This window comes from Tabrizicola sp. (genome assembly GCF_016792905.1).
Classification (GTDB): Bacteria; Pseudomonadota; Alphaproteobacteria; order Rhodobacterales; family Rhodobacteraceae; genus Tabrizicola.
Genome location: NZ_JAEULP010000016.1, coordinates 16,200 through 42,203 on the forward strand (window position 1 = coordinate 16,200; position 26,004 = coordinate 42,203).

24 protein-coding genes are annotated in these 26,004 nt (G+C 66.6%); 15 read left to right on the plus strand and 9 right to left on the minus strand.

The features are described from left to right. Positions 1–143: 143 nt before the first annotated feature. The gene (locus JNL31_RS02050; RefSeq protein WP_294969242.1) at positions 144–1,052 is read left to right on the plus strand and encodes a LysR family transcriptional regulator; all 909 of its coding nucleotides are present in this window, start codon (positions 144–146) and stop codon (positions 1,050–1,052) included. A gap of 11 nt (positions 1,053–1,063) precedes the next feature. Here JNL31_RS02050 and JNL31_RS02055 read toward each other — a convergent pair whose 3' ends face one another. The 5 genes from JNL31_RS02055 to JNL31_RS02075 form a co-directional block, all read right to left on the minus strand. Further along, positions 1,064–2,617, minus strand: coding sequence for a trimethylamine methyltransferase family protein (locus tag JNL31_RS02055; protein WP_294969245.1), 1,554 nt, complete (start codon positions 2,615–2,617; stop codon positions 1,064–1,066). Positions 2,618–2,821: 204 nt separating this feature from the next. After that, on the minus strand, positions 2,822–3,901 hold the full coding sequence (locus tag JNL31_RS02060; protein WP_294969248.1) for an ABC transporter ATP-binding protein: 1,080 nt from the start codon (positions 3,899–3,901) through the stop codon (positions 2,822–2,824). A gap of 24 nt (positions 3,902–3,925) precedes the next feature. Further along, positions 3,926–4,747, minus strand: coding sequence for a carbohydrate ABC transporter permease (locus tag JNL31_RS02065; RefSeq protein WP_294969250.1), 822 nt, complete (start codon positions 4,745–4,747; stop codon positions 3,926–3,928). Continuing rightward, positions 4,744–5,622 (minus strand): carbohydrate ABC transporter permease, encoded by an 879-nt coding sequence (locus JNL31_RS02070; protein WP_294969253.1) that lies wholly within the window; start codon positions 5,620–5,622, stop codon positions 4,744–4,746. The genes JNL31_RS02065 and JNL31_RS02070 overlap by 4 nt, the downstream gene beginning before the upstream one ends. 63 nt (positions 5,623–5,685) lie before the next feature. Further along, complete coding sequence (locus JNL31_RS02075) at positions 5,686–7,017, minus strand: extracellular solute-binding protein (protein WP_294969256.1); 1,332 nt, start codon at positions 7,015–7,017, stop codon at positions 5,686–5,688. Positions 7,018–7,179: 162 nt separating this feature from the next. Between JNL31_RS02075 and JNL31_RS02080 the strand changes: the two genes are divergently transcribed. The 14 genes from JNL31_RS02080 (at position 7,180) to JNL31_RS02145 (ending at position 22,894) form a co-directional block, all read left to right on the plus strand. Then, a complete protein-coding gene (locus JNL31_RS02080) occupies positions 7,180–7,944 on the plus strand; it encodes a GntR family transcriptional regulator (RefSeq protein ID WP_294969259.1) in 765 nt (254 codons plus the stop codon). After that, positions 7,941–8,861, plus strand: a complete 921-nt coding sequence (locus tag JNL31_RS02085; RefSeq protein ID WP_294969262.1) for an ROK family protein — start codon at positions 7,941–7,943, stop codon at positions 8,859–8,861. The genes JNL31_RS02080 and JNL31_RS02085 overlap by 4 nt, the downstream gene beginning before the upstream one ends. A 16-nt stretch (positions 8,862–8,877) precedes the next feature. Then, the gene (locus tag JNL31_RS02090) at positions 8,878–9,927 is read left to right on the plus strand and encodes an SIS domain-containing protein (RefSeq protein WP_294969266.1); all 1,050 of its coding nucleotides are present in this window, start codon (positions 8,878–8,880) and stop codon (positions 9,925–9,927) included. A gap of 3 nt (positions 9,928–9,930) precedes the next feature. Then, complete coding sequence (locus JNL31_RS02095; RefSeq protein WP_294969269.1) at positions 9,931–11,577, plus strand: choline dehydrogenase; 1,647 nt, start codon at positions 9,931–9,933, stop codon at positions 11,575–11,577. A 230-nt stretch (positions 11,578–11,807) separates the two neighbouring features. Next, the gene (locus JNL31_RS02100; protein ID WP_294969272.1) at positions 11,808–12,635 is read left to right on the plus strand and encodes an aldo/keto reductase; all 828 of its coding nucleotides are present in this window, start codon (positions 11,808–11,810) and stop codon (positions 12,633–12,635) included. Between the two features lie 112 nt (positions 12,636–12,747). After that, a complete protein-coding gene (locus JNL31_RS02105) occupies positions 12,748–14,373 on the plus strand; it encodes a DUF4139 domain-containing protein (protein ID WP_294969275.1) in 1,626 nt (541 codons plus the stop codon). Positions 14,374–14,596: 223 nt separating this feature from the next. Next, the gene (locus JNL31_RS02110) at positions 14,597–14,986 is read left to right on the plus strand and encodes a MerR family DNA-binding transcriptional regulator (protein WP_294969429.1); all 390 of its coding nucleotides are present in this window, start codon (positions 14,597–14,599) and stop codon (positions 14,984–14,986) included. Between the two features lie 54 nt (positions 14,987–15,040). After that, positions 15,041–16,813 (plus strand): acyl-CoA dehydrogenase C-terminal domain-containing protein, encoded by a 1,773-nt coding sequence (locus JNL31_RS02115; RefSeq protein ID WP_294969278.1) that lies wholly within the window; start codon positions 15,041–15,043, stop codon positions 16,811–16,813. A 76-nt stretch (positions 16,814–16,889) separates the two neighbouring features. After that, complete coding sequence (locus tag JNL31_RS02120; protein WP_294969281.1) at positions 16,890–17,519, plus strand: glutathione S-transferase family protein; 630 nt, start codon at positions 16,890–16,892, stop codon at positions 17,517–17,519. A 10-nt stretch (positions 17,520–17,529) separates the two neighbouring features. Next, a complete protein-coding gene (locus tag JNL31_RS02125; RefSeq protein WP_294969284.1) occupies positions 17,530–18,741 on the plus strand; it encodes an acetyl-CoA C-acetyltransferase in 1,212 nt (403 codons plus the stop codon). Positions 18,742–18,802: 61 nt separating this feature from the next. Then, positions 18,803–19,273, plus strand: coding sequence for a cupin domain-containing protein (locus JNL31_RS02130; RefSeq protein ID WP_294969287.1), 471 nt, complete (start codon positions 18,803–18,805; stop codon positions 19,271–19,273). Then, positions 19,270–19,731, plus strand: coding sequence for a hypothetical protein (locus tag JNL31_RS02135; protein ID WP_294969290.1), 462 nt, complete (start codon positions 19,270–19,272; stop codon positions 19,729–19,731). Before JNL31_RS02130 ends, JNL31_RS02135 begins: the two co-directional genes overlap by 4 nt. Beyond that, positions 19,728–20,708: a cupin domain-containing protein gene (locus JNL31_RS02140; RefSeq protein ID WP_294969293.1), complete on the plus strand. Its 981-nt coding sequence runs from the start codon at positions 19,728–19,730 to the stop codon at positions 20,706–20,708. Before JNL31_RS02135 ends, JNL31_RS02140 begins: the two co-directional genes overlap by 4 nt. After that, positions 20,705–22,894, plus strand: coding sequence for a 3-hydroxyacyl-CoA dehydrogenase NAD-binding domain-containing protein (locus JNL31_RS02145; RefSeq protein WP_294969296.1), 2,190 nt, complete (start codon positions 20,705–20,707; stop codon positions 22,892–22,894). Before JNL31_RS02140 ends, JNL31_RS02145 begins: the two co-directional genes overlap by 4 nt. A gap of 193 nt (positions 22,895–23,087) precedes the next feature. On the opposite strand, the gene JNL31_RS02150 is transcribed toward JNL31_RS02145, so the two are convergent. The 4 genes from JNL31_RS02150 to JNL31_RS02165 are packed head-to-tail and all read right to left on the minus strand — an operon-like array spanning position 23,088 to position 25,719. Further along, positions 23,088–24,044, minus strand: coding sequence for a D-glycerate dehydrogenase (locus tag JNL31_RS02150; protein ID WP_294969299.1), 957 nt, complete (start codon positions 24,042–24,044; stop codon positions 23,088–23,090). Continuing rightward, entirely contained in the window at positions 24,044–24,379 is a 336-nt protein-coding gene (locus tag JNL31_RS02155; RefSeq protein ID WP_294969302.1) for a tRNA-binding protein, read from the minus strand. Before JNL31_RS02155 ends, JNL31_RS02150 begins: the two co-directional genes overlap by 1 nt. Continuing rightward, the gene (proC, locus tag JNL31_RS02160; protein WP_294969305.1) at positions 24,376–25,188 is read right to left on the minus strand and encodes a pyrroline-5-carboxylate reductase; all 813 of its coding nucleotides are present in this window, start codon (positions 25,186–25,188) and stop codon (positions 24,376–24,378) included. The genes JNL31_RS02155 and proC overlap by 4 nt, the downstream gene beginning before the upstream one ends. A gap of 27 nt (positions 25,189–25,215) precedes the next feature. Beyond that, positions 25,216–25,719 carry a YbjN domain-containing protein gene (locus JNL31_RS02165; protein ID WP_294969308.1) on the minus strand — a complete coding sequence of 168 codons (504 nt, stop codon included), beginning with the start codon at positions 25,717–25,719 and terminating at the stop codon, positions 25,216–25,218. Between the last annotated feature and the right edge of the window lie 285 nt (positions 25,720–26,004).

Genomic DNA, 26,004 nt, shown 5'->3' on the forward strand with positions numbered 1-26,004 from the left:
CTGCGGCCCGATGCCCTGACGCCAATCATCGCCTTTTGGATTTGGCAATCATCGCCCATGCTCCACTATTGCGAATCATGGAAGTACACTTGTGCGCCATCCTTGGCTTGACGAGGTGCAGTCCTCAGCCATATCCGAAAGTCATGCCATCGCTGCGCTCCGACATCGGCTACCTTGCCTGGCTGTTCGCCTTTGAGGCAGCGGGGCGGCACCTTGGCTTCACTCGTGCGGCCGAGGAACTGGGGGTCACGCAGGCTGCGGTCAGCAAGCAGATCGTTGCGCTTGAGGCCCATCTCGGCCGGAAGCTGTTCCATCGCAGGGCACGCGGGGTCGAGCTTACGGTTGCGGGGCGAGAGCTTCTGGACACGACAAGCTACGCGCTCGGCGCAATCGCCCGGACCATGCGGGACCTGCGGGATGCGCGGGACGGCCCGCTGACCGTTGCCCTGTCCATTCCACTGTCGCAATACTGGCTAATGCCACGACTGTCCGACTTCACCGCGCGGCATTCAGGAATCGCGATCCGGATCATCGCGCAGGACGAACCCGAGAAAGCCCCCGACGCCGACCTACAGGTTGTCTTCGCGCAAGCGGGCAATGCGCTGGTGACGGGCGCGCAGCGCCTGTTCGGCGCATCCGTGGTTGCCATGGCGTCGCAGGAATTTCTGGAGGCGCACCCGCTGCACACGGTTTCGGACGTACTTCGCGCGCCCCTCATCCGCCATGACGCCCCCGATTCCAGCTGGCTTTCTTGGCGGGACTGGGCACACCACGCCGGTGCAGACACGCAGTCGCTGCGCCCCACCCTGTCGGTCAGTCGCTACGAGGACGCGGTGATCGCGGCGCAGCGGCATCAGGGCGTGGCGCTGGTCTGGTGCATCGAGGGCCAGCCACTTCCCTCGGAAGGCGGTCTGCGCCCGGTGCCGGGACCGGCGATGGCAGCCCCTGGCGCCATCTACCTTGTCGTCCGTGACCGCACTCGCCCGGGGGTCGAGGACTTGATCGCGTGGCTTGCCGAACAGGCGGGCGAGCGGGCGCCCGGCATCCGATAGCCAGCTCCAGCTCAATCCATCGCTGGTGCACCACCCGCTGCCTTGCCTGCTTCGACGACGGGGCGCAGCCGTTCCAGCCGTTCGGCGGCACCCTCTGGCGCGCGGGCCTCGCGCAATACCTGCTTCCAGACATCCGTCGCCCGTTCAGCCGAGGTCCTGGACCCGTTTTCGGTCCAGGTGCCGAAATTGTTCAGATCGGCCACGATCGGGGCGTAGAAGGCGGTCTGGTAGCGGTCCATCGTGTGCTGTGTCTGGAAGAAATGCCCGCCGGGGGCCACTTCGGCGATGGCGTCAAAGCCGATCTCGGCGGCGGAACCCGAAGGCCGGGTGCAAAGCTCGGCGAACATCTGCAGGCTTTCGACATCGTTGACGAACTTCTCGTAGCCAAAGGTGAGCCCGCCCTCCAGCCAGCCCGCCGTGTGCACGATCAGCGTGCCATGCGCCATCGACGCGCCCCAGAGGCCCATCGTCGTTTCAAGCGCCGCCTGCATGTCGGCTGTGTTTGACGCTGCACCCGATGCCGTGCGCCAGGGCAGGCCGATATGCCTGGCCAGTTGCCCGCCGCCGATCTGCATCTTGATGTGTTCGGGGGTGCCATAGGCGGGGGCACCGCTTTTCATGTAGACGTTCGACGAAAAGCCGCCATAGCTGACCGGGCAGCCGCTGTTGACCAGCTGGGTCAGCGTGATCGCGGCGAGCGCCTCGGCATGTTGCAACGCCAATGCGCCTGCGGGCGTGATTGGCGCCATCGCCCCGGCGAGGCAGAAGGGCGTGACGATGCACATCTGTCGCGCGCGGGCAAAGTCGATCAGTCCCTTGGCCATCGGGTTGTCCAGGAGCCGCGGCGAGTTGGTGTTGATCACCGTGCTGACCCAGACGTCGGCCGCAAACTCATCATCCGTCAGGTTCAGCGCGGACTGTATCATCTCGAACCCCTGCGCCACCTGCGCCGGGCCGCGCGAGAACAGGAACAGCGGCTTGTCGGAATGGGCAAGCTGCGCCTCGATGGTGGCGTAGTGGCGCAGGTGCACCGGCACGTCCTGCGGCTCGACCATCGGGCCAAGCATGTGGATGACGTCATAGGCCTGGCAGAGCTGAAGGGATTCCACAAAGTCCGCCAGCGATCCGGGCCGGCGTCCGCGGTCGCGGTCGGTCGCGTTCGGGCAACCGACGCCCGCCATGAAGATCATACGCCCCTGAGCATAGGTCTGGTCGCGCTGCGGATTGGGCGCGCGCAACCGCCACGTCCGTGGTGCGCCCGCAAGCGCCGACGAGACGATGTCGCGGCCGATGAAGACCATGTCTTCGACAACCCTGGCGCCGGCCGCCGCATAGATGTCCCGCGCCTCTGGCAGCAGGACCCGCATGCCAAGGTCTTCCAGAACCCGCAGCGCTGTATCGTGAATGGCCGCGATCTCGTCGTCCGAGAACATCTTCTGCGCGGGGAAGGGGTGATCCAGATGGCGATAGTCCGGGGCGCGGACCGTCTTGGTCGTCGTCTCCCGACCGCGACGCCGCTGGCGTGAAACGAGGCTTTGCGATGCAGACAGGTCTTCAACATCCATGGATACGGCCTTTGGCTGAGACACGTCAGCGCGTCATTCGCCTACAGCCTATGGCTGGTTCGCCCTTTCACAACGCCACTAATTTTCCACCGATCCATAACCAGTGGGAATACATGGCATCTCTGTCCCGCCGGGGTCGGTTGACATGGAACGCCGTTGCCCCAGGCTGATCGCGTTCCTGGAACCACCGTATCAGTTCGTCCTTCACTCGATCCGCTGTTCGGACACCGGATCGAAGAGATGGACATGATCCGGATCAAGCACCAGCCGGACCTGCTGGCCCAGCGACGGAACCTTGGCCGATCGTGCCTCGCGCAGGATTAGGGGGCCAAGATCGGTTGCCAGCGTCAGGATCATCTCATGGCCAAGGTTCTCGATATGCTCAACCGATCCCGCCAGACCGGACTCTGACCCTGTCGCGGCCAGGCGCAAATGTTCGGGGCGTTGGCCCAGGACCACCTTTCCCAGATGCGCAGCAGCTGGTGGCAGGGCAAGGGTCTGGCTGCCGAAGCGAACCGTGCCTCCGTCAACCGGCAGCGTCATGACGTTCATCCGGGGCGTCCCGATGAAGCGGGCGACGAACAGGTTGGCGGGGCGGTTGTAGACCTCGTCCGGGGTGCCGTATTGCATCAGGTTCGCCTTGTGCCCGGCGGCCAGCGGCGCCAGCACGGCGATTTTGTCGCCCATGGTCATCGCCTCGGTCTGGTCATGGGTGACATAGACCATCGAGGCGCCCTGATTGCGGTGGAAACGCACGATCTCTGCCCGCATCGCGGTGCGGAACTCGGCGTCGAGGTTCGACAGCGGCTCGTCGAACAGGAACACCCCCGGCCGCCGCAGGATGGCGCGGGCCAGCGCCACCCTCTGCCGCTGACCGCCGGAGAGCGCGCCGGGTCGCTTGTGCAGATGGTCGGAAAGGCCGACGACCGCCGCCACCTCGGCCACCTTGCGGGCGATCCCGGCCCGCGCCTCGCCGCGGATCTTCAGGCCGAAGCCAAGGTTCTGCGCGACGGTCATGTTGGGGAACAGCGCGTAGCTCTGGAACACCATGGCGATGTCCCGGGCGGCGGGATCGGCGTCGTTCATCCGCTCGCCGCCGATCCGCATGTCACCTTCGTTGATCGCGGCAAGCCCGGCGATGGACCGCAGGATGGTGGATTTGCCGCAGCCCGAGGGGCCGACCAGCACGACAAACTCGCCATCCTCAACGATCAGCGACAGGTCCCGCACCACGGGAACCTCGCCAAAGCGGATGCCCACATTCTGAAACTCGACGGCTGCCATGTCAGGCCCTCCGGAATGAATTGTTCATTTGACGGCACCAAGGCTGAGGCCGCCGACAATCTGACGCTGCGCCAGCACGGCAAAGATCAGCATCGGCAGGATCGAAGTGATGGCCGCCGCGGACAGTGCCCCCCAGTCGATCGCCGCATAGCCGCGGTAGGCGGCGACGGCCAAGGTCACGGTCTGCGCCTTGTCGAAGGTCAGCCCCAGTGCAATGGCCAGTTCGTTCCAGATGCGGATCGTGTTCAGGATCGCGGTGGCGGCGATGCCGGGGGCGGCCATCGGCAGATAGACGCGCAAGAGGATCTGCCAGCTTTTGGCGCCTTCCAGCCGCGCCGCCTCGTACAGCGCGAAGGGCACGTCGGCGAAAAAGGCGCGCATCATCCAGATGGTGAAGGGCAGCGTGAAGGTCTGGTAGACCAGCGCAAGGCCGAAGACGGTGTCGTAAAGCCCGCTTGCCTGGAACAACCCGTAGATCGGGATGACGAACAGGAACTCCGGCAGCATGTAGGAGAGGAGGAGCCAGGCAAGGATCGTCGCCCGCCCCGGCACCCGCTTCTGGTTCAGCGCGAAGGCCGCCGGAATGCCGATGGCAAAGGCCATCAGGTTGCCCAGAAGCGCCGCGAAGAGGCTGTTGAGGAACCCCTTGATGAAAGTCGCATCGGCCCAGACCTTGGCGTAATGGTCCCAGATCGGCACGAAGACCAGTTTCGGCGGCATCGCGAAGGCATCGGCCTGGGTCTTGAGCGAGATGCCGATGATCCAGAGGATCGGGAAGATGCTGGCGAACCCGGCAATGATCAGGATCGCATAGGACAAAAGCGTGGCACGCCTTGCGCGGGTCATTTGGCACCTCCGGTCCGGCGGTCAAGCGCGCCATAGGCGACGCAGATGGCAAAGATCAGCGCCGAGAAGATCACGACCGTCGCCGCCGCCTCGCCGAACTTCGAGAACTTGAAGGCGGTCTGGTAGGTCAGGGTCTGCACCGCCTCGGTGCGCCGCAGGGGGCCGCCGCCGGTCAGGCCGAAGACAAGGTCGAACACCTTCAGCGTGTCGATCAGCCGGAACACCACCACGGTCACGATGACCGGGCGCAGCATCGGCAGGGTCAGGTAGCGGAACATCTGCCAGCCATTCGCGCCCTCCAGCCTTGCGGCCTCGAACGGCTCTTCCGGCAGGCTTTTCAGCGCGGCGGCAAGGATGATGAAGACGAAGCCGGTCTGCCACCAGGTCTCGACCATCACCAGGCTGGGCATGGCGGCGGTGGTGGACCCCAGCCAGTTCGGCTCCGGCAGGCCGACCGCGCCAAGGGCGGCGTTGATCACGCCGAAGGTCGGGTCAAGAAGCACCTTCCAGACCAGCGAGACAGCAATGCCGGAGACCATCAGCGGCAGGATCATCAGCACCCGGAACAGGCCCGCGCCCCGCGTCACCCGGTTCGCCGCAAGGGCCAGGATCATCCCCAGCACCAGTTCGACCAGAACCGCCGAGACGGCGAAGGTGAAGGTGTTCACCAATGCAATGACGAAGGACCCCTTCAGCCACAGGAGCCGGTAGTTCTTCACCCCGGAAAAGATCGAATCCCCACCCCAGGTCCAGTCATGCAGCGACATCCAGAGGACGGTGGCGATGGGGTAGAGCGTGCAGGCCCCCAGCACCAGGACCGTGGGCAGGATATAGGGCCAGAGGTTCGGCTGGGACGGTGCGATGTCCTGTGCCATCGGCGGACCTTTCGGAAGGGTGGGACAGGCCCCGCCGCATCGGTTTGCGGCGGGGCGGAACGGTTACTGCATCACTGCGGGGGCAACTTCCTGAAGGGTCGCCACGGCCGAGGCCGGGTCTTCCCCGCCATAGATCGCGTGGATCGCATCGACGATCACCAGCACGACCTCGCCCCAGCCTTCGCGGAAGACCATGGTCGGGCGGGTATGCTCCAGCTGCTTGCTGACCGCCTCGACATAGCCGGGCGCGAAGGCGGCAACGTAATCGGGATTGGCCCAGGTCGAGCTGCGGGTGGCGCCGCCGGTCTTCAGGCCGAAGGTGGCGTCATTGGCCTGCGATGTCGCCCATTGCATGAACAGCCATGCGGCAGTCTTCTTCTGCGAGTTCTCGGCCATCGACAGCCCCCAGGCCCAGTGACCGCTGACGCTGACGCTGACGCCATCGACGGCAGGCAGCACGGCATAGCCGACCTTGCCAGCGACGGCGGAATTCGCGGCATCCTCGAAGCCCGGCCCGAAGACGCTGGCATCGACGAAGAAGGCGGCCTTGCCTTGGGCGAAGTAACGGCTGGCATCTTCCCAGCCGAAGGACAGCGCATTCTCCGGGCCCGCTTTCAGAAGGCCCGCATAATGCGCCAGTCCCGCCGCGATGCGCGGGTCGTCAAAGCGTGGCTTGTCCCAGGCGCCATCGAACCAGATGTTATAGGGCAATGGCGCCTCGGCCTCGCCCCAGGCGTTCAGCACAATGCCGGTCATCGTGTCGACCAGGCTGCCCGACCGCTGGCCGCGCATGACCGAACCGAACACCTCACCCGCGCCTTCGTCCGTCACCTTCTGGGCGCCTGCCAGCAGGTCGTCCCAGGTTGCGGGAAGTGTGCCGCCAAGGTGGGCGTCGACCAGATCCTTGTTGTAGAACAGGATATAGGCCTCCATCGAGATCGGGATCGCATATTGCTGGGCCGCCGCATCGCCGGGCGGGAAGCTTGCTCCTTGCAAGAGCGCGGGCGAGAAATCGGCATAGTCCCAGGCCGCGTCGGTCAGGGCCGCGTCATTGATGTAGGGGGTCAGCGGCGCCACGCCGTTCACCTTCCACTGCTCATAGATCGCCGCATCCATCAGGGTCATGAACACGTCCGCGACCGGCTCTTCCGACCGGATCGCCAGGTTGGCGCGGTCAAGATACAGGTCTTCGGCAAAGGCGGTGACGTTGACCTTGATGCCGGTCAGCGCCTCGAACTCGGCCAGGTGCTCGCGCACTCCGGCGGTCCAGGGATGTTCGCTGGCCAGAAGGGTAATCTCGGTGCCCTCGGCCTGCCGCCAGTCAAAGGCGAAGGCGGGGTTGGTGATGGCCGCAGCCGAAAGCATCAGCGTGGCGGCGAGCAGTCTTGTCGTCATGGGATGTTCCTCCATTGCGGCATGCCCTTTTTCAGATCAGGCTAGTCATCAGGTTGACAGGTTGTTATGACATGCTAATGTGTGGATAGCATAACGACGACACTGGCGCAATCTGGATTCTCGGCGTCAAATACCCGGACCCAAGAGCGCGAGGAGCGAGAGATGACGACCGACATCAAGGAAAGACAGGCCATCCGGCGCAGCAGCAATGTGCCTGCTTACAGCCAGTTGGCCGATATTCTGGAACAGCAGATCGCCGCGCTGACCGATGAGGAGCGCGCCCGCGCCCTGCCGTCCGAGGGCGACCTGTCGCGGCAATACGGGCTGTCGCGAATCACCGTCCGCCAAGCGCTGAAGAGCCTCGAGTCCAAGGGGCTGGTCTATTCGGCACAGGGCCGGGGGTCGTTCCCCACCCTTCAGCGCGTCACGGGGATTTCGGGCTTTCACAGCTTCACCGCCGAAGTGCGCCGCAACGGGCAGGAACCGGGCACGGTGATCCTGGCAACGTCCGAGGTCGACCGGCTGCCCGCCTCCATCGCCGAAAAGCTGCCGGTCGCCGAGGGCGAAGGCGGTCCCCAGGTGCATCTGCGGCGCCTGCGGCTGATCGACGGCCTGCCCATTGCGGTCGAGGATGCCTGGCTGCCGAAGGCGCTGTTCCCCGACCTTCGCCCGGCGGACTTCACCGATGGTTCACTCTATTCCCTTCTGGCGGATCGCTGGGGGCTGGAACCGGCCTGGACCGACGCGCTGATCGAACCGGACCGTGCCGCGCCCGAGGTCGCGCAACTACTGGCGATCGACCCCGGCGATCCGGTGCTGGTCGCCTGGCGCGTCACCGTCACCGCCGAGGACAAGGTGTTCGAGCGCGTCCGTTCGATCTACCGCCCCGGCTTTTCCCTGCGCGTCGCGCGCTATCGGCTGGGATGAGCATGATGCAGGGCGCGGCAATCGGGCTGGATATCGGCGGCGGCAGCACCAAGGTGGGGCTGATTTCCTCTACGGGCGACCTTCTGGCCTCGCGCCGGGTCGTGCTGGCCGAAGGTGCGGATTTCCCGGCGATCCTGGCGCAATATCGCGCCGCGATTGCCGACCTTGGGGCCGACGGGCTGCCGGTCGGCATCGCCTACCCCGGCCATGTCGACCGCGTGCGGGGCCTTGGGCTGAACTCGAACGTGCCCGCGCTGGACGACCATCCGCTTGCTGCCGCGCTCGGTCGCGGGGTTCTCCTCAACGACGCCGATGCCGCCGCCGTGGCGGAGGCGCGGCATCACCCCGAAACCCGGATGCTCATGGTCACGCTGGGCACCGGGGTCGGCGTGTCGATGATCATCGACGGGCGGCCGCTGGAAACCGCAGGCGGAACGCTGGGCGACAGCGGGCACCTGAACCTTGACCCCTCGGGCCGGCACCGCTGCCGCCAGGGCTGCACCGGCTGCCTCGAATCCGTGGCCTCGGGTGAGGCGCTGGCCCGCGATGCCACCGCCATGGCGGGGACCGGCGAAAGCCCGGCACTGGTCGTCGAGTTGCAGGCATCGGGCACCGTTTCTGCCGCCGCCGCCTGCCGCGCGGCCCTTGCCGGTGATCCGGGCGCCCTCAGCCTTGTCGCGCAGATGGCCGACTGGCTCGGCATGGCCGTCGCCAGCTGGCGGGCCAGTTTCCATCCCGACCTGATTGTCTTCGGTGGCGGCCTCTCGGCCCTCGGCCAGCCCTTCATCGACCAGATCCGCGGCCGCGCCGATGCCCGCTCGCTTCCCTTCCTCGCGGCGCATTGCCGCCTGACCCTCGCCCGCCTCGGCAACGACGCGGGCATGATCGGCGCGGGTCTGGCCGCGCTCGCCCCCTGACCCAAAGGAACCACCCATGTCTGACGCCTATCTTGCGGAAATCGCCGAACAACCCGGAATCCTTGACCGCCTGGGCGAGGTCTTCGATGCGACCTGGGGCGCCGCCCTGGGACAGGTTCGCGCTGACATTCAGGCGGGCCGCTTCGACCGGGTTGTCCTGACCGGCATGGGCGGATCTCTGCACGGGGCGCATCCGGCGCATCTGGCGCTGACGCGGGCGCTTCCCGTTCCGGTCCTCCTGTGGGAATCGGGCGAGCTGACGCAGCAGGCTCCAGGGGCTGTAACCGCCCGCACCCTTTTGATCGCCATTTCGCAATCCGGCGAAAGCGGCGAGGTCCGCCGCCTGACCGAGGCCGCGGCCCGCCCGGCCTGCGTGATCTCGATCACCAACACCGCCGACAACGCTCTCGCCCGTTGGGCCGACATCGCGGTTGCCACCCAGGCCGGGCCGGAACGCACCGCGTCGACCAAGACCTACACGGCGGGGCTGGCGGCGACACATCTCGTCGTCGCCCATCTCACCGGCACGGCGGCCGGTTCGGCGGGCGAGGTGCGCGCGCTGTCGCACACCGTCGCCGACCTGATCGCCCGCCTGCCCACCCAGGCCGATGCCGCCGCCCGCCACCTTGGCCACACCGCCCCCCTGACCGTGATCGGGCGCGGTGACAGCTATGCCTCGGCTGCCATGGCCGCGCTCCTGACCGAAGAGGCCGCGAAACTGCCCTGCGAGGCGCTGACCGGCGGGCAGTTCCGCCATGGCCCGCTGGAGCTGGTCCGCGACGGCTTCCGCGCGGTCGTCTACCTGGGCCAAGGCCCCGCCCGCCCGCTGACCGAGGCCCTGGTGGAGCGCATCGTGGCCCTTGGCGGGCGCGTGGTGACGATCGGCACCACTCCCGGCCCGGCTTCGGACGCGGTTCTGCCGATTGCCCTGCCCGAGATCGCGCCGGGCCTCTTGCCGGTGCTGGAAATCCTGCCTGTGCAGTTCCTCGTCATCCCGCTGGCCATCGCGCGGGGTTTTGAGCCCGCCGCCTTCCTGAACGCCCAAAAGATCACCACGGGGGAATGATCGATGCCGATCCAGGGAAGCCTGCCCAAGGGCGAATACGACTACCTGATCATCGGCGCCGGATCGGCGGGCTGCGTGCTGGCCGCGCGGCTGACCGAAGACCCGCAGACCCGAGTCTGCCTGATCGAGGCCGGCCCGCGCGACCGCAGTCTCTTCATCCACATGCCCGCCGCGCTGACCATGCCGATCGAAAGCAAGACCTGGAACTGGCGCTACGTCACCGGGCCAGAGCCGCATCTGAACAACCGCACTCTCGGGCAGGCGCGCGGGCGGGGGCTGGGGGGCAGTTCGTCGATCAACGGCATGGTCTGGGTGCGTGGCCACCAGTCCGACTATGACCAGTGGGAGGCCGAGGGCCTGACCGGCTGGTCCTTTGCGGATTGCCTGCCCTATTTCAAGAAGATGGAAAGCTTCGAGGGCGGGCGCGATCCCAACCGGGGCGGTGACGGCCCCTTGAAGATCACCCGCAGCAAGGCGGACCATCCGTTCTACGAAGCCTTCCTGCGCGCGGGTGAGGCCTATGGCCTGCCCACGGCCCGCGACTACAACAGCGCCGAGATCGAGGGCCTGCATGTCACCCAGGCCACCATCGCGGGCGGGCGGCGGCAAAGCACGGCGGTCGCCTACCTGCATCCGGTCGCCCATCGGCCCAACCTGACGGTGCTGACCGGCTGGCGCGTCGACCGTGTGGTCCTTGACGGCGACCGCGCCACCGGCGTTGCCCTGCGGCGGGGGCGCGAGACGGCGGAACTGCGGGCCGGGCGCGAGGTGATCCTCTCCGCAGGCACAATCGGCTCGGCCCATCTGATGCTCCTGTCCGGCATCGGTCCGGCGGATCATCTGCGCCAAAGCGGCATCACCGCCCGCCACGATCTTCCCGGTGTTGGCGAGAACCTCCAGGACCACTTCGTCGCCTCGCTGATGTTCCGCGCCTCGGGCACCCGCAGCATCGCCTCGGACCTGTCGATCTGGAACCGCCCGCGGATCGGGCTTGAGTGGCTTTTGACGCGCGGGGGCCTCGGCGCCACCAGCTTTTTCGAGGTCGGCGCCTTCTTCCGCAGCGGTCCGGGGGCGGCCTACGCCAACATGCAGCACGAATTCCTGCCCTTCCTGGCCGATTTCCAGGACGGTCGGGTCAGGATCGACCACGGCTACCAGTATTTCCTCAGCCAGATGCGCCCGAAAAGCCGGGGCTGGCTGCGGCTGCGCAATGCCGATCCCGACATGCACCCCGAGATCGTCTTCAACTACCTCGATGAACCCGCCGATGCCGAGGAAATGCTCGATGGCCTCGCCCAGACCCGCGACATGGCCCGGCAAGCCCCCTGGGCCGAGATGGGCGGCACCGAGATCGCGCCGGGGCCGGATGTCCGCTCGCGGGCCGAGGCGCTGGCCTGGATGCGCCGCATCGGCAACACCGAGCATCACCCGGTTGGCACCTGTCGCATGGGGCACGACGACAGGGCGGTGACGGACGGAGAAGGCCGGGTGCGCGGGCTTTCCGGCCTGCGCATCGTCGACGGCTCGATCCTGCCCTATATCCCGACCGCCAACGTCAACGCGCCGATCATCATGGTCGCCGAAAAGATCGCCGACCGGATCCGGGGCCGGACGCCCCTGCCCCGGCAGACGCTTCAGCATCAGGCGTGAGAAGAGCCGGGGGCCATCTTTCCCGACCCGGTACGATCGTCGCGTCCGGAGCCAGGGACCGGCTCGGGAAACGGCGCCGCACGGCGGGTGGCCGCGACCTTTCCCCCTTTCGCCGGTGGGTATGGGCGCATGGTCCGGCCTGATCCCGCCTCAGGGCGCGGTCCCTGCCCCGGGCCCCTTGCGCCCGTCCGCTGCAGGGGCTTTCCTGTCCATCGGAAGAGGAGCCCGCCATGACCGCACCCCGCCTTGCCCTGAACGACGGCCGCTCGATCCCGCAGCTGGGCTTCGGCCTCTGGCAGGTTCCCGTCGGCACGACCGCCGAAACCACCGCCACCGCGCTGCGGCTTGGCTACCGGCTGGTCGACGGCGCGGCAATCTATGGCAACGAGGCAGGCCAAGGTGAAGGCATCCGGCGGTCGGGCCTGCCGCGCGACGACGTCTTCGTCACGACGAAGGTCTGGAACAGCGAGCAGGGCTTCGACAAGACTCTGCGCGCGGCGGAGGCGAGCCTGAAGCGGCTGGGCCTCGACCATGTCGACCTCCTCCTCATCCACTGGCCCTGCCCGAGGAAGGACCTTTACCTCGACACCTGGCGCGCGCTGGTCCGGCTGCGGGACGAAGGCCGGGCGCTGTCCATCGGCGTTTCGAACTTTCAGGACCCCCAACTGACCCGGATCATCGCCGAGACCGGCGTCACCCCCGCAGTGAACCAGGTGGAGATCAACCCGAGGCTCCAGCAACCCAGCTTGCGTGCCTTCCACGCCCGGCACGGGATCGTCACCCAAAGCTGGACCCCGCTCGGCCAGGGTCGCAGCTTCGCTACTGCCCCGGTGCAGGCCGCCGCCAAGCGTACCGGCAGAAGCCCGGCGCAGGTCATCCTGCGCTGGCACATCCAGATCGGGGCCTCGGTGATCCCCCGCTCGACCCGCGAAGCAGGCTTGCGGGAAAACCTGGATCTCTTCGACTTCGCGCTGAGCGAAGCGGAAATGACCGCCATCGCCACGCTGGACGAAGGGCTGCGTTGCGGCCCCGATCCGGCGCGCTTTGAAATGGACTGATCCCGTTCGACGCAAGGAGGCCCGCAATCCTTGGGACGGGTTTCCCGCCCTTGCCGCCTGCGCTGCCCCCGGCCTACCCTTCGCGCGACACCCAACCGAAAGGCCAAAGCCGATGCGCGCCCTGATTGCCGCCCTTCTCGCCTCCACCGCCCTGCCGGCCTGCGCAGATACCATCGCGGCGACCAGCAAGATCACCGCCGTTACCGTCTACCCCGACGGCGCGAAGCTGACGCGCGAGGTCCGCTTCACCGCGCCCGACGCGGGGGGCCACGAGCTTCTCGTCACCGACCTGCCCTATGACAGCGACCCGGGGCTGATCCGCCTTGCGCCCTCCGAGGGCCTGACCGTCGGTGCCTTCGCCTTGCGCGCCGACCGTCTGCCCCCGCGCGAGGACCCGCTGACCGAGGACCAGAAGACTGCCAAGGCCGCTGTCGAAGCCGCCCAGTCTGCCGCCGACCAGGCCGCGCTGGCGCTGGAGGCGGTCACGGCGAAGATAGAGGCCGCCGAGGCGCAGGTGCGGTTCCTGTCCTCGTTCACCGGCGCCCTGCCGGATGGGGCGACCCCCGACACGATCAAGTCGATGGCCACGATGATCGGGACCGAGACACTGACGGCCCGTCAGGCCGCCCTTGCCGCCAAGGCGGAATTGCCGCCCGTCCGGATCGCCCTGACCGAGGCGCAGGACGCGTTGGTCAAGGCGCAGGCTGCCTATGACGCGCTGCCCACCGCCGACATGGACTATACCGCGCTGTCGGTTGCAGTGACCGCCGCTGCGGCCGGAGAGCAGACCGTCACCGTCACGCAATACGTCGGCAATGCCAGCTGGCAGCCAGTCTATGACCTGAACCTGACGCGGACGGATGGCGATGCGCTGACGCTGAACCGGGCCGTCCTTGTCACCCAGTACACCGGCGAGGATTGGGATGGGGTGGCGCTGACCCTGTCGTCCTCGCGACCATCCGAACAGGCAGCTCCGTCGCAGCTCTGGCCGGAATTGCGGTCGGTGGGGCCAGAGGAACCGGACCTCGATCTCGCCCGCAAATCCGAGGCCGTCGGTGGGGCCCTGTATGAGGAAGCCCCCGCCGCCGCCCCCGCCGTCACCGTCGCCGGCATGGCCTATGAGGGCGACACTGTCGTCTACAACTACCCCGAACCCGTCACCGTCGCCACCGGCGCCGAGAACCTGCGCCTCGCGCTCGACAGCCTGTCGTTCTCGCCTGTGGTCAAGGCCGTCGCCGTCCCCCGCCTCGACAAGACCGCCTTCGTCATGGCGAGCTTCACCAACGCCAGCGCCGAACCGCTGCTGCCCGGTCAGGCGATGCTGTTCCGCGAGGGCGTGCTGGTCGGCTCCACCTGGCTGGACGTGATCGCGCCGGGGGTGGAAACGGATGTGGGCTTCGGCGCCATCGAGACGCTGACCGTCAAGCGCGAGATGCCGAAGCGCGCGGGGGGCGAGACGGGGGTGTTCACCAGCGCCAACCAGCAAAGCGAAAGCGCGGTGATCACGGTGGAGAATACCGGCGACCAGTCCTGGCCGGTCCGCGTCCTGGACCAGGTACCCTACAGCGAGCAGGACGACCTTGAGATCGAGGTTTCGGCCAGCCCCGAGCCGACGGAAACCGACGTCGAAGGCCAGCGCGGCATCCTCTCCTGGGAGTTCGACCTTGCGGCGGGCGGCAAGGAGACGATCGCGCTGGAACAGACCCTGACCTGGCCCGAAGGCTTGGTCCTGCGCTGATCCGGGCGCAACTTTACCCTGACGGGCCGGGCCGCAACGCCCGGCCCTTTCCGTTGCGGCACCCGCGAAAGTTGCCGCTGGACGGATGACTTCACGTCAGACCGAAATCTGACGTGACGTCACAGTGACGTTAACGTCAACCACTCTGGTATTCGTGGGAACGGGTTCGCATCTGCCCCGGCAGAGACGCTTCCCAATGACGAGTGAGCCCATGAAAACCGACATACCGACCGACGTGATGACCATCCGCGAGATGTGCGAGGCCTTCGATGTGACCCCGCGCACGCTGCGGTTCTACGAGGCCAAGGAACTGCTGACCCCGATCCGGGTCGGGACGCGGCGGCTGTTCACCCGGCGCGACCGGGCGCGGCTGGCGCTGATCCTGCGCGGCAAGCGCTTCGGTTTCAGCCTGGAGGATATCCGGCAGACGCTGGACCTCTACGACCGCGACGGCGCGAACACCGCGCAGCGCCAGCGCGCCTATGAGCTGGCCATGGCGCGGCTGGCCGAGATGGAGGCCCAGCGCGCCGAGCTGGACCTGGCCATCGCCGAGCTGAAGGCCGAGCTGGCCGATGCCGAAGCCAAGGGCCTGGTGCCCCGCCGCGCGGCCTGACGACAAGACCCGCGCCCCCGTGGCGCGGCACCAACCAGGGAAGAGGACCGACAGATGCCCAGCTACACCGCCCCCGTGAAGGACATGCAGTTCCTGCTGCACGACGTTCTGAAGATCAGCGAGACCGACATTCCCGGCTATGCCGATCTGGACAGAAGCTTCACCGGGGCCGTGCTGGACGAGGCGGCAAAGGTCGCGCAAGACATCCTCACCCCCCTGAACGCGGTGGGCGACACTGAAGGCTGCAAGCTGGAGAACGGCGTCGTCCGCACGCCCAAGGGCTTCAAGGAGGCCTTCCGTACCCTCTCCGAAGGCGGCTGGATGTCGCTGGACGCCGCCCCCGACTATGGCGGGCAGGGCCTGCCCTACCTGATGCACACGGCGGTGAACGAAACCTTCGTTTCCGCCAATATGGCCTTCAACATGTACCAGGGCCTGACCCACGGCGCCTATTCGGCGATCCTGGTGCACGGGACCGACGCGCAGAAGACGAAGTGGCTGCCGAAGCTCGTCACCTGCGAGTGGACCGGCACGATGAACCTGACGGAACCGCATTGCGGCACCGATCTGGGCCTGTTGCGCACCAAGGCCGAACCGCAGGCAGATGGCAGCTACAGGATCACCGGGCAGAAGATCTTCATCTCGGCCGGCGACCATGACATGGCCGAGAACATCGTCCATCTGGTGCTGGCCAAGGCCCCCGGCGGCGGCGAGGGGACCAAGGGCATCAGCCTCTTCATCGTGCCGAAGGTCATGGTGAACGACGACGGCTCGCTTGGCGCCCGCAATGCCGTCTCGGTCGGCAAGGTCGAGGAGAAGATGGGCATCCACGGCAATGCCACCTGCGTCATGAACTATGACGGGGCGACCGGCTGGCTGCTCGGGGACCTGCACAAGGGCATGAAGGCCATGTTCACGATGATGAACGAGGCCCGGCTTGGCGTGGCGTTGCAGGGCTATGCCGTGGCCGAACCCGCCTACCAGAACGCCGTGGCCTATGCCAAGGACCGGCTGCAGGGTCGTGCGGTGACCGGGGCCGAAAACCCCAAGGGCCCGGCGGACCCGCTGATCGTGCATCCCGACATCCGCCGCAACCTGATGGAACAGAAGAGCTTTGTCGAAGGCGCCCGCGCGCTGACCTACTGGGGTGCCACCCTGATCGACCGCGCGCATCACGGCGACGCGGCGGCGGACGGGCTGATCGGCCTCTTGACCCCGGTGCTGAAAGGCTTCCAGACCGACAAGGGCCTGGAGATGACGGTGCAGGCCCAGCAGGTCTTCGGCGGGCACGGCTATATCGAGGAAACCGGCATGTCGCAGTTCGTCCGCGATGCCCGGATCGCCCAGATCTACGAAGGCGCGAACGGCGTGCAGGCGCTGGACCTTGTTGGCCGCAAGCTCGCCACCGACGGCGGCAAGCATGTGATGGCCTTCTTCGAGATGGTGAAGGCCGAATGCAAGGCGCATGACAGTGACGAGCGGATGGCGGGCTTCGTCGAACCCCTGAAAGCCGCGTCGAAGCAGATGCAGGCGGCGGCCATGTTCTTCATGCAGAACGGCATGAAGAACCCCAACGCCGCGCTGGCGGGCTCCTACGACTTCATGCACCTGATGGGTCATGTCTGCCTGGGCCTGATGTGGACCCGGATGGCCAAGGCCGCCCACGCCGCGCTGGACTCGGGCGCCGAGGACCGCGCTTTCTACGAGACGAAGATCGCCACGGGTCGCTTCTACATGGCCCGCCAGCTTCCCGCCTGCGCCGCTCACCTGGCCCGCATCGAATCCGGTGCCGAGCCTGTGATGGCACTCGCCGCCGAGGCGTTCTAGGCTTCAACCCGACGGCGGGCCTTGGGGACGCGTCCCGAAGGCCCGTCCGACTGCAACAGCTTTCGGGGAGGAAGGCATGAAGCTCTACTGTTTCGGCGAAAGCGGCAACGCCTACAAATGCGCGCTGGCGCTGACCCTGGCCGATCAGGACTGGGAGCCGGTCTTCGTCGACTTCTTCAAGGGCGAGGCCCGCAGCCCCGAATTCCGCAAGATCAACGAGATGGGCGAAGTGCCGGTGCTGGTCGACGGCGACCAGACCCTGACCCAGTCCGGCGTGATCCTCGACTACATCTCCTCCAAGACCGGCAAGCTTGGCGGGCGCTCGGCTGCCGAACGCCGCGAGGTGCTGCGCTGGCTGTTCTGGGACAACCACAAGCTTTCGACCCAGATCGGCACCACCCGGTTCCTGATGAACTTCCTGCCGCCGGAGAAACGCCCCGAAGCCGTGATCCCCTTCCAGCAGGGCCGCCTGAAAGCCGCCTACACCGTGCTGAACGACCATCTTGCGGGCCGCGACTGGATCGTGGGCGAAGCCCCGACCATCGCCGATCTGTCGTGCTGCGGCTATCTCTACTACCCCGAGCCCTTTGGCTTCACCCGCGCCGACTGGCCCCATATCGACGCCTGGCTTGACCGCATCTCTGCGCTGCCCGGCTGGAAACACCCCTACGACCTGATGCAGCGGGCCTTCCCCGCCACCGCTTGAGGAGACGACAATGTCCGAAGCCTTCATCTATGACGCCGTCCGTTCCCCGCGCGGCAAGGGCCGCCCCGATGGCAGCTTGCACGAACTGACCTCGGTCGCGCTGTCGGCCAAGGTGCTGAACGCGGTGAAAGAGCGGAACGGGCTGACCGGCCATGCCGTCGAGGATGTGATCTGGGGCAACGTCACCCAGGTCGGCGAACAGGGCGGCTGCCTGGCGCGGTCCGCCGTGCTTGCCTCGGACCTTGACGAAAGCATCCCCGGCCTTGCGATCAACCGCTTCTGCGCCAGCGGGATGGAGGCGGTGAACCTCGCCGCAAACCAGGTGAAGGGCGGCGGCGGCCATGCCTATATCGCCGGCGGGGTCGAGATGATGGGCCGCGTCGCGATGGGCTCGGACGGGGCGGCGATTGCGGTGGACCCGACCCTTGCGATGAAGACCTACTTCGTCCCGCAAGGCATTTCGGCGGACATCATCGCCACCGAATACGGCTTCACCCGCGATCAGGCCGATGCACTGGCGATGGAATCCCAGCGCCGCGCTGCCGTCGCCTGGGCGGAGGGGCGGTTCGCGAAATCCGTCCTGACGATCACCGACCAGAACGGCCTGCCGATCCTGTCGACCGACGAATACATGCGCCCCGGCACCGACATGCAGGCGCTTGGCGCGCTGAAACCGGCCTTCAAGGAGATGGGCGAAATGATGCCCGGCTTCGACAAGGTCGCGATGATGAAATACCCGCATCTGGAGCGGATCAACCACATCCACCACGCCGGGAACTCCAGCGGGATCGTGGACGGCGCAGCGGCGGTCCTGATCGGGGACGCGGCCTTCGGCAAGGCTCATGGCCTGAAACCCCGCGCCCGCATCCGCGCCACCGCAAAGATCGGCACGGATCCCACGATCATGCTGACCGGCCCGGTCCCGGCGACGCAGAAGATCCTGCACGACAGCGGATTGCAGATCGGCGACATTGACCTTTTCGAGGTGAACGAGGCCTTCGCCAGCGTGGTCCTGCGCTTCCAGCAGGCCTTCGACGTCGATCCTTCGCTGGTCAACGTCAACGGCGGCTCCATCGCCATGGGCCACCCCCTGGGCGCGACCGGGGCGATCATCATCGGCACGCTGCTGGACGAGTTGGAACGGCAGGACAAGGCGATGGGACTGGCGACACTGTGCATCGCCTCCGGCATGGGTGCCGCCACCATCATCGAGCGGGTGTGACCGCGTTTGCCGCGCCAGCCTCGGCCCGGCGCGGCAAGGATTGCAACCAGGGGAGCTGCCAATGCCAGTGATCGACCCGACCAAGGTTCCGGTGAAGACCGGCTCGATCTATCCCGAACCCTACGCCAGCATGATGAAGGGACGATCCTCCCTCCGGCTGGGCGACGCCGGGGGCCTGACCCAGTTCGGCGCGAACCTCGTCATGCTGGAACCCGGCGCGCTGTCTTCCCTGCGACACTGGCACCAGAACGAAGACGAATTCGTGATGGTGACGGAAGGCGAATGCACGCTGGTGCAGGACGCAGGCGAGACGGTGATGCGCCCGGGTGACTGCGCGGCCTTCCCGGCGGGCAGCACCGACGGGCACCATTTCATCAACCGCACCGACAAGGTGGCGAAGTTCCTAGTCGTCGGCAGCAAGGCCCCGCGCGAGGTCGCAACCTATTCCGACGTCGACTTCCGGCTGGAAATGGAAGGCGGCAAGGCCCGCTTCACCTACAAGGACGGCACAGACTGGACGGGGCCACGATGAACCCGCTGACGATCTACCAGAACGCCTTGAACATCGTCTCCGAAGCGGTGCTGGCGGGCGATTTCTTCCGCTATGCCGCGATGATCGACTTTCCCTATCTGGTGCACACGGCCGACGCCGATCTTCTTGTAACGACAACCGCCGACCTGTTGCCCGCGTTCGAGGCGGTTCACCGGGGCCTGACGTCGCGCGGCGTCACCCACTACGAACGCGTCGCCCGATCGGCCGATTATGTCGACCGCAACCGGATCGAGGGCAGGCACCACACCCATATGCTGGCCGATGGCCGGCCGGTCAACTGCGCCCATGCCTCCGGCCAAACCATCGTGCGCCGGGGGGAGCTCTGGCTCTTCTCCGAAGCGCATTATGATGCCGTGAAGGGCGACCGCTGGCCGCTGACCTTCAGCAATCTCTTCGACGCCGCCGACGCGCTCGGGTTGCCAGAGGCCGCGAAATGATCGTCGATCCCGCCACCGCGCCCACCAGCGGCGAGAAGGGGCTGCACAGCCTGCACCTGTCGGTCGCGGGCGGGATCACCCAGTTCGGCGCCTATCTCGACACGCTCGACCCCGGCGCCTGGTCCAGCCAGCGGCACTGGCATTCGGCCGAGGATGAATTCATCTATCTCCTCTCCGGAACCGCCACCCTGCGCGATGATACCGGCATGACCGACCTCTTCCCCGGCGATGCCGTCTCATGGCCGCACGGGGAGCCGAATGGCCACCACCTGACCAACCGCGGCGACGTGCCTGCGCGCTGGCTGATCGTGGGCTCGCGGGCCCGGGGCGACATCTGCACCTATCCCGATGATGGACGGCGGCAGATCAACAGCGACACCAGCTGGAAGATCGTCGATTCCGGGGGCAACATCCTCAAGGGCGGCGACCTGCCGGAAGAGCTTCTGAACCTCCGCGACCGCTGGGGCACCGCGTTCGACGGCACACCCCGCCCGAACGTGATCCGCGCCGGGTCGGTCCCGGCCATCTATTGCGCCAACAATTACCCGGCCCGGTTCGCTGACCTTGGCGATGCGGAAGACATCGCGCTGTCCGATGCAGGAGGCCTGACCCAGTTCGGCGCCTTCCTGGAAATCCTGCACCCCGGCGGGCAGACCAGCCTGCGCCACTGGCACGAGGAGGAGGACGAGTTCCTCTATGTCCTCGACGGCACGGTCACGCTTCTGGAAAACGACGGCCCCCACGTCATCGGCCCCGGCACCGCCGTCTGCTGGCCCGCCGGTGCGCCAAACGCCCATTGCCTGCGAAATGACGACAGGGAACCCGCAACCCTCTTCATCACAGGCTCCCGCTTTGCCGAGGACGCCTGCCACTATCCCGACATCGACCTTCACTACTCGCGCCGGAACGGGCTGCGGACCTTCGCCATGAAGGACGGCACCCCCTACCCCGGCTGGCCCAAGGAGACCCAGAAATGACCGACTTCACCATGACCAAGGATGCCGACGGCGTCGCGACGATCACCTGGGACGTCAAGTCCAAGTCGATGAACGTCATGTCGACCGAGGCCTTCGCAGCCCTGTCCGGGCTGGTCGACGAGGCGCTGGCCGATGCCTCGGTCAAGGGCATCATCATCACCAGCGGCAAGAAGGACTTCGCCGGGGGGATGGACCTGAACGTCATCGCGAAGATGCGGGCCGGTGGCGCGCAAGCGATCTTCGATGGCGTGATGCAGATGCACCATGTCCTGCGCAAGATCGAACGCGCCGGGATGGACCCGAAGACGCTGAAGGGGGCCAAGCCCATCGTCGCGGCCCTTCCCGGTACCGCGCTGGGGATCGGCCTTGAACTGCCGCTTGCCTGCCACCGGATCATCGCCGCCGACAACCCCAAGGCCAAGATCGGCCTGCCCGAGATCATGGTCGGCATCTTCCCCGGCGCGGGCGGCACCACGCGGCTGTCGCGCAAGCTGGGCGCGATGATGGCGGCGCCCTTCCTGCTGGAGGGCAAGCTGTCCGATCCCAAATCCGCCAAGGGCGCGGGACTGATTGACGAAGTCGTTGCCGCCGAAGACCTGCTGAAACGGGCGAAGGAATGGGTCCTGTCGGCGACCGAGGCCGACCTGGTGAAACCCTGGGATGCCAAGGGCTACAAGTTGCCCGGCGGCGCACCCTATTCGGCCCCCGGCTTCCCCACCTTCGTCGGCGCTTCGGCCATGGTCCACGGCAAGACCATGGGCGTCTATCCGGCGGCCAGGGCGCTGCTGGCGGCTGTCTATGAAGGCGCGCTGGTGCCCTTCGACACCGCCCTGAGGATCGAGGCCCGGCATTTCACATCCGTCCTGATGAACCCCTCGTCCTCGGCGATGATCCGCAGCCTCTTCATCAACAAGGAGGCGCTGGAGAAGGGCGCGAACCGGCCCAAGGTTGCCGATCAGGCGGTGAAGAAACTTGGCGTCATCGGTGCAGGCATGATGGGGGCCGGGATCGCCTATGTCTCCGCCAATGCGGGGATCGAGGTGGTGCTGATCGACTCTACGCAAGAGGCGGCGGATCGCGGCAAGGCGCATTCGTCGGACCTTCTCGACAAGGGAATGAAGCGCGGCAAGGTGACGGCAGAGAAGAAGGCCGAAGTGCTGGGCCGGATCACCGCAACCACCGACTACGCCGCGCTGGCGGGCGTCGATCTGGTCGTGGAAGCCGTGTTCGAGGACCCGAAGGTCAAGGCCGATGTGACCCACAAGGTCGAGGCCGCCACGGGCGCCGACTGCATCTATGCCACCAACACCTCTACCCTGCCGATCACCGGGCTGGCGGCAGCCTCCAAGCGTCCTGACGAATTCATCGGCATCCACTTCTTCTCGCCCGTCGACAAGATGAAGCTGGTCGAGATCATCAGGGGCAAGAAGACCGGCGATGTTGCTGTGGCAAAGGCCTTGGACTTCGTCCGCCAGATCCGCAAGACCCCGATCGTGGTCAACGACGCCCGCTTCTTCTACGCCAACCGCTGCATCATCCCCTATATCAACGAGGGCATCCGCATGGTTGCCGAAGGGGTGGAACCAGCGCTGGTCGAGAATGCGGCAAAGCTGGTCGGAATGCCGCTCGGCCCGCTGCAGCTGGTCGACGAGACCTCCATCGACCTCGGGGTGAAGATCGCCAAGGCGACCAAGGCCGCGATGGGCGACGACTACCCGGACGAGGCGGTGGACCATGTCCTCTTCTGGATGGCCGATCAGGGCCGTCTGGGCAAGAAGGCCAATGCGGGCTTCTACGCCTATTCCGACAAAGGCGAGCGGCTTGGCCTGTGGGAGGAGCTGGAGCACAAGTATCCGCAGGACAAGATGCAGCCCTCGCTGGCCGACGTCCAGCACCGCCTCCTCTTCGCGCAGGTGCTGGAAGCCGTGCGCGCGCTGGAGGAAGGCGTCCTCACCGACATCCGCGAAGGCGACGTGGGGGCGATCCTCGGCTGGGGTTTCGCGCCCTGGTCGGGCGGGCCGTTCAGCTGGCTCGACATCATCGGCGCAGGCCGCGCGGTGGAGATCTGCCGCGGCCTCTCCGCCCAGTTCGGCCCGCGCTTCCACGCCCCGGCGCTGCTGCGGGAAATGGCCGAGAAGGGCGAGACCTTCTATGGCCGGTTCGGGGGAGAGAAGGCGGCGGCCTGAGACACTCCGGCGCCAACGGTCCCGACCCCGCTTCCCTCCTCCTCGTGGGGAGGGAGAGGGTGGGGGGCTTCCAACGGGGGTCCATGCCTCCGATCCGATCAATCCTTAACAGCCTTCCGTCTCTACGCGCGTAGAGACGGAAGGAAGACAGATTGAAGACGGAAGAAAGACGCGAAACCCGCCGTTGGTCCGGTCAGGGATTAACCAGGTTCGGCGGGGATTTTCCCTCGGCCCAGGCCACCAGGTTCGCCACCGCCATCATCCCCATGTTCTCGCGCACCTCCAGGCAGGCGGTGCCCAGATGCGGGATCAGCGTCACGTTCTCCATCGCGATCAGCGCGGCCGGAACCTTTGGCTCGAACTCATAGACGTCCAGCCCCGCCCCCGCGATCCGGCCCTGTTGCAAGGCGTCGATCAATGCGTGTTCGTCCACCACGTCGCCCCGGCTGATGTTCACGAAGATGCCGGTTTTCTTCATCATTCCCAAGGTCTTGGCGTCGATCAGGTGATGCGTCGCAGGGCTGCCCGGCACCGCCACGACCACGAAATCCGAAGCCATCGCCTCGGCCATCTCCACCTGTCGGGCAGGAAGGCCGGGGTCATCCACACGGGAGCGGTTGTGGAACACCACCTCCATGTCGAAGCCGTAATGGCAGCGCCTGGCAATTGCCTTGCCGATCCGTCCGAAGCCGATGATTCCAAGGCGCTTTCCGGTGACATGGGTGCCCAGCATCTGCACCGGCCCCCAGCCTTCCCAGCCCCCGGACCGGAGGATGCGCTCCCCCTCCCCCAACCGCCGCGCGGTCATGAGGATCAGGGAAACCGCAATGTCGGCGGTGGCATCCGTCACCGCGCCGGGGGTGTTCGTCACGGCGAGCCCCGCGGCCTTGGCGGCCCCGGCGTCGATGTGGTTGTAGCCCACCCCGAAATTCGCAAGAATCTTCGCCCGGGGATCGGAAACATCGGCGAAAACATCGGCTTGAAATCGGTCGCCGAGCGTCGGCAGCACCGCATCGTAGTCACGCAGCGCAGCCCGGAGTTCCTCGGGCGACAGCACCTCGGTCCGGTCGCGCAGGGTCACGTCGAACCGCGCGCGGGCGGCGTCCAGCACGCGGTCGGGCAGGCGGCGGGTGATCAGAAGTCTTTGCATCAGAACAGTTTTCCTCCCAGCGGAACCTCATGCCCCGGCCCGATCAGCACGACCGCGCCCTCCTCGTCCGGCAGGCCCAGGACCAGGACTTCGGAAGGGACCGGCCCGATCTGGCGCGTCGGGAAATTGACCACGCCCAGCACCTGCCGCCCGATCAACTGGTCGATGGTGTAGTGTTTGGTGACCTGCGCCGAGGAGCGTTTTTCCCCGATCTCTGGCCCGAAATCGACCCAGAGCTTGTAGGCCGGTTTCCGCGCCTCGGGGAACGGCTCGGCGCGGATGATGCGGCCGACACGGATGTCCACCTTCTCGAAATCGGCATAGGAGATGGTCATTTGCCAAGCTCCCGTCCCCGGTCCGCCGCGGCCTTCACCGCGCGCTTCAACAGCGCCGGGAAGCCGGTATCCGGCTCCATCAACACACCCAGCGCGGCGGCAGTCGTGCCGCCCGGCGAGGTGACGTTGATCCGCAATTGTGCAGCGCTTTCAGGGTTTTGAAAGGCCAGCTCCCCCGCCCCGCAGACCGTGGCGCGGGCCAGCTGCATCGCCACATCGGCAGGCAGCCCCTCGGCCTCGCCCGCTGCGGCCATCGTCTCGATCAGGTGGAAGACGTAAGCGGGGCCGGAGCCGGAGACGGCGGTCACCGCGTCAATCTGATCTTCACTTGTCAGCTCTACCACCTGCCCCACGGCAGCCATCAGCTCGCGGGCAAGGGCGAAATCGGCATCGGAAACATGCGTGTTGCGGCAGATTGCAGTGATCCCCCGGCCCACCATCGCGGGGGTGTTGGGCATCGTGCGGACGATGGGGGTATCGGCACCAAGGGCGGCCTCGAAGGTGGCAATCATCGTCCCCGCGGCGATGGAGACGAAGAGGGTCGAGCCATTCCCCAGTGCTTGCAGCGAAGGCAGCGCCGCCCCCATCATCTGCGGCTTCACGGCCAGCAGGGCCACGGCCGGCGAAGGCGGAACCCCTTGATTCAGATGAACTCCGCTGCCCTTCAGCCAGTCGGTCGGGTTCGGCTCGATCACCCAGACCGATCCCGGAGGCACCCCCGCCGCCAGCCAGCCGGTCAGCAAGGCCGTCCCCATCTTGCCGCAGCCAAGCAGCACCAGCCCATCCCGGGCCACACGTTCCAAGCTCATGGATACCCCCTTCAAGCCGGGGGAAGGTTAGGCGCGCCCGTAAGCCTCGGCAATGGCGACTTTCATCGCTTGCGCCGGGCTCTGGTCGCCCCAGATCGCCAACTGGAACGCCGGGTAGAAGCGTTCGGAGGCCATCACCGCCGCCGCGATCAGCCGGTCGATCTGCTCCGGCCCCGCGACCTGTCCGCCCGACAGGACCAGCCCATAGCGCCAGACCATCAGCTTCTGCTCCGCCCACCAGGTGAAGGCCCCGGTCCAGACCATGTCGTTGCAGCGGTTCAGCATGTCGTGCAGCGCGGGCAGCTTGTCGTCGGGCGGCTCCATCTCGAAGGTGCAGATCAGGCGCAGCGTCTCGTCCTGCTCGGACCAGGCCAGGGTCAGCGAATAGGTCCGCCACTGTCCCTCGACCGCCATGGCGATCTGGTCGTCGGTCACGCGGTCGAATTCCCAGGCATGATGCTCGGCCAGGGTCTCGACGATGTCGATGGGATGGAGGTCTTCCATCGCAGCGTAGTCTTCGGAAAGCGACATGCCCGGCCTCATTTTGATGCCATCGGGGCGGTTCGACCCCAAGGGCTGGGTGTCTGGCAAGGTGCAGCGTTGCCTGACGCTGCCCTTACTAAATCTTGGGGCCACGTCGTGGTAGCTGTAAAGTGATTTCTTCGCAAAATAGCTGTGGAAAAGGCGATTTCTGGTCAAAGAGAGTCTGTGGAGTCAAAGGCTTGCCATTTCGCGCGCGTCGGCAGGGCCAATCCACACGCGGAAGCAGAAAAAAGCCCCCGTGCGGAATGGCACGGGGGCGTGTCGGGAGGTCAG

Coding starts and splice junctions, on each gene's coding strand:
- JNL31_RS02165 (WP_294969308.1), bottom strand. CDS start 25,719: ATGTCGCTTTCCGAAGACTACGCTGCGATGGAAGACCTCCATCCCATC.
- JNL31_RS02075 (WP_294969256.1), bottom strand. CDS start 7,017: ATGACGACAAGACTGCTCGCCGCCACGCTGATGCTTTCGGCTGCGGCC.
- JNL31_RS02125 (WP_294969284.1), top strand. CDS start 17,530: ATGTCCGAAGCCTTCATCTATGACGCCGTCCGTTCCCCGCGCGGCAAG.
- JNL31_RS02050 (WP_294969242.1), top strand. CDS start 144: ATGCCATCGCTGCGCTCCGACATCGGCTACCTTGCCTGGCTGTTCGCC.
- JNL31_RS02150 (WP_294969299.1), bottom strand. CDS start 24,044: ATGCAAAGACTTCTGATCACCCGCCGCCTGCCCGACCGCGTGCTGGAC.
- JNL31_RS02105 (WP_294969275.1), top strand. CDS start 12,748: ATGCGCGCCCTGATTGCCGCCCTTCTCGCCTCCACCGCCCTGCCGGCC.
- JNL31_RS02140 (WP_294969293.1), top strand. CDS start 19,728: ATGATCGTCGATCCCGCCACCGCGCCCACCAGCGGCGAGAAGGGGCTG.
- JNL31_RS02100 (WP_294969272.1), top strand. CDS start 11,808: ATGACCGCACCCCGCCTTGCCCTGAACGACGGCCGCTCGATCCCGCAG.
- JNL31_RS02145 (WP_294969296.1), top strand. CDS start 20,705: ATGACCGACTTCACCATGACCAAGGATGCCGACGGCGTCGCGACGATC.
- JNL31_RS02055 (WP_294969245.1), bottom strand. CDS start 2,617: ATGGATGTTGAAGACCTGTCTGCATCGCAAAGCCTCGTTTCACGCCAG.
- JNL31_RS02135 (WP_294969290.1), top strand. CDS start 19,270: ATGAACCCGCTGACGATCTACCAGAACGCCTTGAACATCGTCTCCGAA.
- JNL31_RS02065 (WP_294969250.1), bottom strand. CDS start 4,747: ATGACCCGCGCAAGGCGTGCCACGCTTTTGTCCTATGCGATCCTGATC.
- JNL31_RS02095 (WP_294969269.1), top strand. CDS start 9,931: ATGCCGATCCAGGGAAGCCTGCCCAAGGGCGAATACGACTACCTGATC.
- JNL31_RS02080 (WP_294969259.1), top strand. CDS start 7,180: ATGACGACCGACATCAAGGAAAGACAGGCCATCCGGCGCAGCAGCAAT.
- JNL31_RS02070 (WP_294969253.1), bottom strand. CDS start 5,622: ATGGCACAGGACATCGCACCGTCCCAGCCGAACCTCTGGCCCTATATC.
- JNL31_RS02155 (WP_294969302.1), bottom strand. CDS start 24,379: ATGACCATCTCCTATGCCGATTTCGAGAAGGTGGACATCCGTGTCGGC.
- JNL31_RS02090 (WP_294969266.1), top strand. CDS start 8,878: ATGTCTGACGCCTATCTTGCGGAAATCGCCGAACAACCCGGAATCCTT.
- JNL31_RS02085 (WP_294969262.1), top strand. CDS start 7,941: ATGAGCATGATGCAGGGCGCGGCAATCGGGCTGGATATCGGCGGCGGC.
- JNL31_RS02060 (WP_294969248.1), bottom strand. CDS start 3,901: ATGGCAGCCGTCGAGTTTCAGAATGTGGGCATCCGCTTTGGCGAGGTT.
- JNL31_RS02115 (WP_294969278.1), top strand. CDS start 15,041: ATGCCCAGCTACACCGCCCCCGTGAAGGACATGCAGTTCCTGCTGCAC.
- JNL31_RS02120 (WP_294969281.1), top strand. CDS start 16,890: ATGAAGCTCTACTGTTTCGGCGAAAGCGGCAACGCCTACAAATGCGCG.
- JNL31_RS02130 (WP_294969287.1), top strand. CDS start 18,803: ATGCCAGTGATCGACCCGACCAAGGTTCCGGTGAAGACCGGCTCGATC.
- proC (WP_294969305.1), bottom strand. CDS start 25,188: ATGAGCTTGGAACGTGTGGCCCGGGATGGGCTGGTGCTGCTTGGCTGC.